Raw genomic sequence first — 12,195 nt, 5'->3', positions numbered from 1 at the left:
GACTTTTTTGATAAGAATGTTTCCTATAACTTAATAGTTCAAAATGATATAATTAATATCTAATCAATGAAAAATGTTAATATGATTAGAGTAAGACTACATTTGTGAAAAAATATGTATATTTGCAATGTTTATTAAAATTTATTCCCCTTATTTACGAGTTATTCCCCTAAAAGTTTAATTTAAAATAAATAATAATAGATTTTTGAAACCCTAGTAGACCCCTCTCCACTTAACGTTTTAGCTAATCTTTAAACGATAATTTAAATCATTTCATCGAAAAATAATTTCTTGAATTTAATAATTTCTGAAATTTACAAGCTGATAGAATTACACAAATTAGAGATATACCTTTAAATATGAAAACAAAATTACACTACATTCTCATTACTATTTTACTTGTTTCGAGTTTTAGCTTCTCCCAAACAATGTATGATGTTGTTCTAGGAACAGACAATGTAAAAATAACTGAAGTACAAATCGAATTTAATGGTAGTATTATAACACAAACAAATGGTTATGGTTCTGCTTCTGCACCAGCATCAAGACAAACTACTTTGCCTGTTAACATGCAATATGCAAAAGTTGATCATGGTGGTACAACTAAAACTTTAAGCTTCTTTAATGCAGCAGGAGCATTTGTAACAAATAATAATTTTACTAATGCAGCAACAGGTGTTGGAGTTTATAATGAAGGTGTAGAGACTTTGGTTAGTAATGGAGTACCTGCTTGGGAAGATGCTATGCAAAATATGGTTGATAACAGAAATGCATTAAATTATTTATTCTATGATGGTGCATCAAATATTCCTGCAGGGCCAGATTTTGATATTTATTGGTCTAGAGCATTACAAAATGATGACTTTTTAGTAGTAAGTGAAAGAGATGGAAATACATTTTTTAAAATTGTTCCTTTAGATATTAATGGTAATCCTATTGTAACTGCTAGAGAATTGCGTTTTGGTTTTCAAAATGGACCAACTTCTCCAGATGGTAATAAAAAATATGACTGGAATATTGGTTATGGTTCAGCTGGTAGATCAGCATCTCAACCACAATATTTTTCTGTCATAGATATTAGTTTATTTAATTCGGCACAACCTATTTATGGCTTTAGAATTGATAATAATGGTGATGCAGATGTAAAATTTTATGGTCTTTCAGACAATACATTCGATGATAATCCAATAAATCCATTAGTGCCAGGTATAATTGGTAATGTTTTTAATGATACAGACAAACTTAATGACAGTACAGTTGATGGTACTGGTATTTCAACACCAGGAGGAACTCAATTGTATGCAAGTTTAATAGATGGTTCTAATAATATTATAGATACAGTTGCAATTAATAGTGATGGTACTTATCAATTCTTTGATAGTGTAGACCCAAATACAATATATACTGTTGTGCTACATACAAGTCCTGCAGGGAGTTTAAACTCTAATTTACCAGCTAATTGGATAAATATTGGAGAAAATCAAGGAATTGGAGTAGGAAACGATGGCAATGTTGATGGAGAAATTTCTGTTTCTGTAGCCATGGTTTTAGAAACTAATGTCAATTTTGGAATTGTAGATACACTTGGCTCAATAGGCGATACAGTATGGTATGATGCAGATGGGAATGAAGTAAAAAATGGAAGCGAGAGTGGTTTAGAAGGAGCAACAGTTACTTTAGATCCAGGAACACCTGGAAATGCAGCTGATGATGTAACAACAACTACAGATGCAAATGGTAATTATTCTTTCAATAATTTACCAGCAGGCAACTACACAGTTAGTGTTGATGTTAGCACAGTTACAGGTGGGCTTCCAGCCAATGTTACTATTAGTGATTTAGTCCCAACTTACGATAATGATGGTACTGCAAGTGTAAGTAGAAGCAATATTTCTTTAGCAACTGATGAAGATAATGTTGATCAAGACTTTGGCTACTCTTCTCGTTGTACAATTGGAGCAACAGTTGGTGTAGTAACAGCAAACGATCCTGATGCAGATGGTATTAATAATACATGTGATTTGGATGACGATAATGATGGTATTTTAGACACAGATGAAGGATGTGGAAATGCGGTTTCTACTTTTCCCAATGCAAATATGGGTTACTTATTTCAAGGCAATCCATCAACAGTATATTTGGTAAATTTAACAACAGGTGCATCTTCTATACACGCAAATTTAACTTTTCAAGCAAATGCAGTCGCTACTAATGAAGCTGATGGTTTATTCTGGGCTGTAAATAGAAATGCAAATAGAGTAGTTCTAATAGACCCAAGTACATTCAATATAGTAGAAACCTTACCAATAAGTACATCTGCTTATTCTGGTGCTTACGACCCAATAAAAAAGCAATATGTAGTTACAACATCTTCTACAGTTTTAGTAATTGATGCAGACCCTGCATCAGCAACTTATAAGGCACAAGTAGCTTCTTTTTCAGCTGCTGGTTTAAATGTTTCTGATATTGGATACAATGCTGCAGATGGTAATTTCTACGGAGTTACAAATGGTGTTAATAATTTAATCAAATTTGATACAACAAACGAAGTTTCTAGTGTAGTGGGTTCTGTAACTAATTTGCCGTCAGGAACTTATGGTGCTGTGTATAGTACTTTAGATGGAAAAATATATTTAGGAAATAACAGTTCTGGTGTCATTTATTTATTAGAATTAAGAAATGGTTTAACAGCTTCAGTTTTTTCTAATGGTCCTGCTTCAGGAACCAATGATGGAGCAAAAGTTTTAAATGTAGATTTAACAGGTAATCAAGTTTGTCTTGATACAGATGGCGATGGTATCCCAAATTCTGAAGATTTAGATTCTGATGGTGATGGTTGTTTAGATGTAGAAGAGTCAGGTGGTGTAGATGCAAATATGGACGGTATTTTAGACGGAACTGGTTTTGATGCAGACGGATTAGTTACTGGTGGTACAGGAGGTTACAATGGTACAGAAGGTAAAGAAACCATTGCACATCAAATGTCAATTACTACTCCACCATCAAATCAAACAGCTACAATTGGGCAATCAGCAACTTTTAGTGTTGTAGGTTCTGCTGAAATGGCTACAAATTATATTGCAGGAAGTCCAGTTTATGGTTCTCCAGGAAACGCATCAGCAAGAATTGTTTATCAATGGTATTTAGGAGATCCTAATGGTGGAGGAACTTTATTGACTGACACAGGAGTTTATTCTGGCACTAATACTGCTAATCTAATGGTTAATGATGTAACTGGATTAGATGGAAATCAATACTTCGTAAAGTTAACTCACCTAGATAAAGTATGTTTAGAAGAAATTGCTTCTGCTCAACTTACGGTCGAAAATCCTTTAATTGGAATTTCTAAAGACGTAACCAGCGTAGTAAATAATACAGATGGTACTTATACAGTTACCTATTTATTAACAGTAGAGAACTTTGGAGATGTAGCATTATCAGATATCAAGATTTTCGATGATGTTGTTACACAGTTTTCAGGTTTAAGTCCTACTGGATATACTGCTACTAATGGAACATTAACAGCAAATGCAGGTTGGAATGGCACAGCTGCAAGTAATATTTTAAATGCAGGACAAAGTTTAGCTGTTGGTACGAGTGGTTCTGTAAGTATCAGCTTTACAGTAACTCCAGGTACAACTACAGATATTGACAATACTGCTACTGTAGAAGGAACATCTCCTGGAGGTGCAACACCAACAGATGATTCCACTGATGGTATTGATCCAGATGGAACTGATGGAGATAACACACCAGATGAAAATACACCAACACCAACACCTTTTGCAGAGAATCCATCAATTGGTGTAGCAAAAGAATTAACAAGTGTTGTAAATAATAATGATGCAACTTACACAGTAACATATTTGTTAACCATAGAGAATTTTGGAGATGTACCTTTATCAAATCTGATACTCACAGATGATATTCCATCAAGATTTAATGGAATGACACCAACAAGCTTAACAGCTACTTCAGGAACATTAACAGCTAATGGCAGTTGGACTGGAGCAGCAACAAATAATATTTTGGCAACTGGTCAAACTCTAGCATCAGGAGCAACAGGAACAGTAAGTATTAGCTTAACAGTAACTCCAGGAGCAACACCAAGTATAGATAACGCAGTTTATGTAACAGGAGATTCTCCTCAAGGAACAACAGTTAACGATGATTCTACTGATGGTAATGATCCAGATGGAACAGATGGAGATGATACACCAGATGAAAATGAACTAACAACTACACCATTTGCAGAAAATCCATCAATAGGAATATCTAAAAATGTAACAAGTATTGTAAATAATAATGATGGTACACATACAGTAACCTATTTACTAAATGTTGAGAATTTTGGAGATGTACCATTGGCCAATGTGATGATTTATGATGATGTTGTGACCCAATTTTCGGGAATGAGTGCAACAGGATTTGCAGCAACAGATGGTACCTTAACAGCCAATGCAGGTTGGAATGGAACTTCAACAATTAATATTTTATCATCAGGTCAAAGTTTAGCAGTAGGAGCAAGTGGTTCTGTAAGTATTACATTTACAGTAACTCCTGGAATAACAACAAATGTAGATAATACAGCAACTGCAGAAGGAACTTCACCTCAAGGAGCAACTCCAACAGACGATTCAACAGACGGATTAGATCCAGATGGAAGTGATAATGATGACAATCCTGATGAGAATACTCCAACTCCAACACCATTTCCACCATTAGGTAGCATAGGAGACACAGTGTGGTATGATACAAATGGAAATGGAGTAAAGGATATGGGCGAATTAGGGTTAGAAGGAGCGACAGTTACTTTAGATCCAGGAACTCCAGGAAACCCTGCAGATGATGTAACAATTACAACAGATGCCAATGGTGAATATAACTTCCCTAACTTACCAGTAGGTAATTATACAATAAGTGTAGATGTAAGTACTGTTACAGGAGGTCTACCAATGGGAGTAACAGTTGGAGAATTGGTACAAACTTATGATTCAGATGGAACTGGAACAGCAAATACTAGTTCAATTACATTAGGAGTAGGCGAAGATAATACAGCTCAAGATTTTGGTTATTATGGAAATCCTTGTACGCTTGGTGCTACAGTTGGTGTTGTAACAGCAAATGATCCAGATGCAGATGGTATTAATAATATTTGTGATTTAGATGATGATAACGATGGTATTTTAGATATAAATGAAGGTTGTTTTAACAAAACAGCAGTTGTATCTAATTTTAATATTAACAATAGTACACATACAGCAAGTTTAAATACAGCATCTAATGGTTTTGGTTTAGATATTACTAGATTAGATAATAGTTTTAATGTTACTGTAAATGGAGCACCTTTATTTTCTAACGAAATAGAACTGGCAAGTGCATTTAGTCCTATACCACAGACTATTCAATTTGCAGACGGAACAAGACATGGAGCAGGTGGAATCTCTCAAATTTGGGCTTTGGGTACTGCAAATGCAGCTACACCTTTAATTAGATTAATTGTTTACCCTAATGGAGATGTTCAATTTTTCGGCTCAAAAACGTTAAACGGACCATTAGAACCAATGATTTTAACTAATGGTTTAACAGTTAATCCAGTAACTTGGAATGCTTCAAATACTATTGAAATAGGACAAGTACTAAATGGGCCAACTTATGCAATAGGTTCTATCTATGGATACAATACAAATTGTGATTTAGACACAGATGATGATGGCATTTCAGATAATTTAGACCCAGACTCTGATGGAGATGGTTGTTTAGATGTTGTTGAATCTGGAGGTATAGATGCTAATAATGATGGTGTTTTGGATGGATCTGGTTTTGATGCAAGCGGTTTAGTAACTGGAGGGACTAATGGTTATAATGGTGCTAATGGTAATGAAACTGTAGCTCATCAAATGAATATTACCACACCAGTATCTAATCAATCAGCACTTGCAGGTCAATCAGCTACATTTAGTGTAGTAGCTTCTGCAGAATCTGCAACAAGTTACAGTGCTGGTTCGCCAATTTATGGTACAGCTGGAAATGCGAATTCAGGAATTGAATACAAATGGTATTTAGGAGATCCAAGTAGTGGAGGTGTATTGTTATCAGACGCAGGTGTATATTCAGGAACAAATACAGCTAATTTAATGATTAGTGATGCTACTGGTTTAGATGGTAACGAATACTTTGTAGTTTTGACACATTCAGATAACGTATGTTCAGAAGAAACGAGTTCAGGTACTTTATCATTAGAAAACCCATCTATAGGATTATCAAAAGATGCAACAAGTGTTGTAAATAATACTGATGGTACATACACAGTTACCTATTTATTAACAGTAGAGAACTTTGGAAACGTAGCTTTATCAGATGTTAAGATTTTTGATGATATAGTAACACAATTTGCAGGAATGAGTCCTACAGGTTTCACAGCTACAACAGGAACATTAACAGCCAATGGTGCTTGGAATGGAACAGCAGGAAGTAACATTTTATCAGGAGGACAAAGTTTAGCAGTAGGAGCAAATGGGACAATAAATGTCACATTTACTATAACTCCAGGAACTACAACAAATGTAAATAATACAGCAACTGCAGAAGGAACCTCTCCTCTTGGAGCAGTACCTACTGATGATTCTACTGATGGTATTGATCCAGATGGAACTGATGGAGATGACACACCAGATGAAAATACACCAACACCAACACCTTTTGCAGAGAATCCATCAATAGGTGTAGCAAAAGAATTAACAAGTGTTGTAAATAATAATGATGCAACTTATACTGTAACGTATTTGTTAACCATAGAGAATTTTGGAGATGTACCTTTATCAAATCTGATACTCACAGATGATATTCCATCAAGATTTAATGGAATGACACCAACAAGCTTAACAGCTACTTCAGGAACATTAACAGCTAATGGCAGTTGGACTGGAGCAGCAACAAATAATATTTTGGCAACTGGTCAAACTCTAGCATCAGGAGCAACAGGAACAGTAAGTATTAGCTTAACAGTAACTCCAGGAGCAACACCAAGTATAGATAACGCAGTTTATGTAACAGGAGATTCTCCTCAAGGAACAACAGTTAATGATGATTCTACTGATGGGACAGATCCAGATGGAACAGATGGAGATGATACACCAGATGAAAATGAACTAACAACTACACCATTTGCAGAAAATCCATCAATAGGAATATCTAAAAATGTAACCAGTATTGTAAATAATAATGATGGTACGCACACTATTACCTATTTATTGAATGTAGAAAACTTTGGAGATATACCATTAGCTAATGTGATGATTTATGATGATGTTGTGACCCAATTTTCAGGAATGAGTGCAACAGGATTTGCAGCAACAGATGGTACCTTAACAGCCAATGCAGGTTGGAATGGAACAAATTCAAGTAATATTTTAGATGGTGGTCAAAGTTTAGCAGTAGGAGCAAGTGGTTCTGTAAGTATTACATTTACAGTAACTCCAGGAATAACAACAAATGTAGATAATACAGCAACTGCAGAAGGAACTTCACCTCAAGGAGCAACTCCAACAGACGATTCAACAGACGGATTAGATCCAGATGGAAGTGATAATGATGACAATCCTGATGAGAATACTCCAACTCCAACACCGTTTGCAATAGATGGCGTAATTGGTGATACAGTATGGTATGACACAGATGGAGATGGTATTATAGATGCAGGAGAGCCAGGATTAGAAGGTGCAACAGTAACATTAGACCCAGGTACACCAAGTGATCCAAGTGATGATATTACTACTACAACTGATGCGAATGGGAATTATTTATTTACAAATTTACCAGCTGGAGATTACATCGTAACTGTAGATGTAACTACTGTTACAGGAGGCTTACCAGCCGGAAAAACACCATTAGATTTAGTTCAAATCTATGATGCTGACGGATTAGGAAGTCCAAGTAAGAGTTTTGTTCAACTTGGTACAGGCGAAATTAATTTAGACCAAGACTTTGCATGGGTAGTACCTTCTGGTAATACTGGTGGAGGAAATGGTGGTGGAATAGAATCTGAATCTTTAGGAGATGCTATTTCTAAAATCTATGTAGGTAGAAAGAAGAATTCAGTACCAACCAACTTTGTTAAATCTAATGAGAATTTATACAACAAATCTAAATTAAAGCGTGAGCAACCTTATCAAGGTAAAGGGCAAACCTTATTAGATATGTTTCCTGAAGAATTATATGCAGGAAACGTAGCTAATGTAACTTCACCAACAGATATTTTAGACTATACCATTGCAGATGAAGTACTTTCTGTTGATTTTTCTATTAATGGAGAAACCAAAGGAGTTGTATTAGGAATTAAAACTACAGATAAAGTATATAACCACACCAAAGCATCTTGTGATAGATTAAGAGGTGCAGAGATTTTAAATATCCAAAAAATAAAAATAGGAGACTATAATTTCTTAATGCAAGGAATAAAGCAAAGAAGTGGGGTTATAGAATATGCAGTTTCTTTTGCAACAGCAAAAAACAATAACGATGGTAATTATACAATTCAAACAAACTGGTATGTAAACGATTATATCAAGTTTAATGATGTATATAATTTCCAAGTATGGTCTACAAATCCATCAGATACTCAAAAAATGGTCACTGATATTTTAGAGAACCTAAATTCTTTTATACCTGTACAACAAAAAGAAGTACAGAAATTCCCAGAAACTTATGCTTCTAAAATTTATAGAGAAAAAGGAGAGTTAATCGTAAAATTAAGAAGTACAGAAGTAGGTAATACTGCTAATGTTTCTATGGTAGAGTTGTATTCTGAAACAGCAAATAACATAAAGTTTAGAAATAATACTTTAAGTACAGAAATACAACAAAGTTTAAGGCTAGATATTGCTGATGGTTATGAGTATGATGCACTTATAAAAGTAGATGATCAAGTTAATGATGCTTTTTATCATGCAGATGGTAACTGGGGTCTAGATTATGATAAGAGATATACTGAAGTTAAAAAGTATTTTGTTTGGAACAACTTTGATAGAGAGTACAAAGATGATGAATATACAATCAATAGAAGTGCTGAAGTAAAAGCTACAAGTGATTATGATTATTTAACCTTATACAAATCATTATTACCAGGTACAATATCTGCGGATTATTCAGAATATAAATACTTATCATTTACAGCCAAAGGTTCTGGATTAATGGAGTTAGGTCTAATAAAATCATCGATAGAAGATTGGAAAGAGCAATACAGAGTAATGGTAGATATTAAAGACGAGGAACGTACTTATTACATTCCTTTTGAAATCTTTACATCTGTAGGGAACAAAGGAACAATAATTGCTGATGATTTAACTACATTAACTTTTACATTTTTACCAGTAGAAGCTCAAACTAAAGAATTAGACTTTAAAGTGTCTGATGTGAAGTTTACCAAAACTGCTATAGATGAATATGTAATAGGTAAAGTAGAGAAGTTTGAGAATGAGTTTATCGCTTATCCAAATCCATCTCAAGGAAATGTAAAGTTACAATTATTTAGTAAAGAAGCTAGTAAAGCAACAATTACCTTAACAGATATTACAGGTAAAGTAATTTACAGAGTACCAGCTGAATTAAGCGTAGGTAAGAATGAATTAGATTTGAACTTTAATGTAAAACCAGGAGTAATGCTATTACAAATAACAAGTGAAAAACATGATTATGGAACAACTAAAATGATATTTAGATAGTAGTTTTATAATAAAAGGTAAATAAATTGGGGGATTTATTTAAACAAACTACCTGCTTTAAGTAAGTAATTATTTAAGGCAGTAGTTTTAAAATAGATTTTTTGATGAACAATATTCAATAGTTTAAATAATTTTTAGGGGTATTAATTAATGCTATTGAAGACCAAAAGAGCTGACAATGTCAGCTCTTTTTATATGGAAAAAACAAAACTATTATTTCTAATGATTTATGTATTTTCGTTAATAATATCATTTAGAAGTGAATCTAGATTACCCAATTACATACGTCAAAGGAATTAGTGTACAAAGAGCAACTTTGCTATACACAGAATTGGGTATAAAAACATGTAACGATTTACTCAATTTTTTCCCTTTTAGATATATAGATAGAACAAATTTTTATAGAATTAAAGACTTACAACTTAATTCTTCTGAAGTGCAGATTGTAGGAAAAATTACAAATGTGAAATCAATTGCTCAAAAAAGGGGAAGTCGTTTAGTTGCTACTTTTCAAGATGCTTCTGGAAGTATGGAATTAGTATGGTTTAGAGGACAAAAATGGATTAAGGATTCGTTAAAAATTAATACACCTTATGTAGTCTATGGAAAGCTAAATCATTATAATGGTTTTTTTAGTATTCCACACCCAGAAATGGAACTGGTTTCTGAATACAAAAAAAAGTTGCAAACTAAAATGCAGCCTGTTTATCCATCAACAGAAAAACTAACCAATTCAGGTATTTCAAATAAGTTGATGCGAGCTTATATTCAGAATTTATTACAACAATTTTATGATGGAATTCAAGAAAGTTTATCATATCAGATTATTGACGATTTTACTTTAATGCACAAACGAGATGCATTGCTAAATGTTCACTTTCCTAAAAGTCAAGAGAATTTAGCAAAAGCTCAATATCGCTTAAAATTTGAAGAATTATTTTTTATTCAATTGCAATTAGTTAGGAAGAAACTCATTAATAAAAACAAAATAAAAGGATTTGTATTTAAAAATGTTGGAGATAATTTCAATAATTTTTATAACAAGAATCTACCTTTTGAGTTGACAAATGCTCAAAAAAGAGTATTGAAAGAAATTCGAAAAGATGTAGCTTCAGGTGCGCATATGAATAGACTTTTACAAGGTGATGTAGGTTCAGGAAAAACAATTGTAGCTCTATTAACAATGTTATTAGCCATTGATAACGGATTTCAAGCCACAATAATGGCACCAACAGAAATTTTAGCAAATCAACATTATGTTGCAGTTTCAGAATTACTACAAGGACTAAATATTAAGGTAGATATTTTAACAGGTTCTGTAAAAACTAAAAAACGTAGAGAAATACACGCAAATTTAGAAGATGGCTCTTTACATATTTTAGTAGGTACACATGCTTTGTTAGAAGACAAAGTAAAATACAGAAATTTAGGAATTGCAATTATAGATGAACAACACAGATTTGGAGTCGCTCAACGCTCAAAACTTTGGATGAAAAATGAGATGCCTCCACATATTTTAGTAATGACAGCAACACCAATCCCTAGAACATTGGCAATGTCTGTTTATGGTGATTTAGATATTTCTATGATTGATGAATTGCCTCCAGGAAGAAAGGAAGTAAAAACAGTTCATCGTTTTGATAGCAACAGGTTGTCTGTTTTTAAGTTTCTAAAAGATGAAATTGCTAAAGGAAGACAAGTATATGTTGTTTACCCATTAATTCAAGAATCTGAAGCCATGGATTATAAAGATTTGATGGATGGTTATGAAAGTATTTCTCGTGAATTCCTAGCTCCAAAATATCAAATAAGTATTGTTCATGGAAAAATGAAACCTGCTGATAAAGAATACGAAATGCAACGTTTTGTTAGAGGTGAAACTCAAATTATGGTGGCTACAACCGTTATTGAAGTTGGTGTAAATGTACCGAATGCAAGTGTCATGATTATTGAAAGTTCAGAGCGTTTTGGCTTATCGCAATTACATCAATTAAGAGGAAGAGTTGGTAGAGGAGCAGATCAAAGCTATTGTATTTTATTATCTAGTTTTAAATTATCAGCAGAAGCTAAAACACGTTTAAAAACAATGGTTGAAACTTCAGATGGGTTTAAAATTGCAGAAGTAGATTTAAAATTACGTGGACCAGGAAATATAATGGGTACACAACAAAGTGGTGTTTTAAATCTTAAAATTGCTGATGTTGTTAAAGATTCTCAAATTTTGGTATCAGCGAGAAATACTGCCATTGACATTTTACAGGATGATCCAAATCTTTCAAAGAAAGAAAACTTACCCATAAATAAAGCTTTTACTAAAATGAGTAAATCTTCTAAAATTTGGAGTAATATTAGTTAGTTTTTTTGATGTTTCGCTAACGTGTTTGTATATGGTTTGTTGCGTGTTTCAAGCAACTAATTTAGTAAATAATTACGGACAAAGAAAGTCCGCGAGGACTTTCGCAAGTAGGCAAGA

The 12,195-nt window shown here is 33.4% G+C and carries 2 protein-coding genes; both read left to right on the top strand.

Translation table 11 applies throughout. The features are described from left to right. Positions 1–359 precede the first annotated feature (359 nt). Positions 360–9,722, top strand: a complete 9,363-nt coding sequence (locus BTO18_RS05500; protein WP_105015266.1) for an SdrD B-like domain-containing protein — start codon at positions 360–362, stop codon at positions 9,720–9,722. A 259-nt stretch (positions 9,723–9,981) separates the two neighbouring features. Then, on the top strand, positions 9,982–12,078 hold the full coding sequence (gene recG, locus BTO18_RS05495; RefSeq protein ID WP_105015265.1) for an ATP-dependent DNA helicase RecG: 2,097 nt from the start codon (positions 9,982–9,984) through the stop codon (positions 12,076–12,078). Positions 12,079–12,195 lie beyond the last annotated feature (117 nt).

This window comes from Polaribacter porphyrae, from assembly GCF_002954685.1.
In the GTDB taxonomy this organism is placed as follows: domain Bacteria; phylum Bacteroidota; class Bacteroidia; order Flavobacteriales; family Flavobacteriaceae; genus Polaribacter; species Polaribacter porphyrae.
This window is presented reverse-complemented; position numbering and strand designations above follow the sequence as displayed.

Bases quoted from the DNA above. Each gene is read 5' to 3' on its own strand.
- BTO18_RS05500 (WP_105015266.1), top strand. From the start codon at position 360: ATGAAAACAAAATTACACTACATTCTCATTACTATTTTACTTGTTTCG.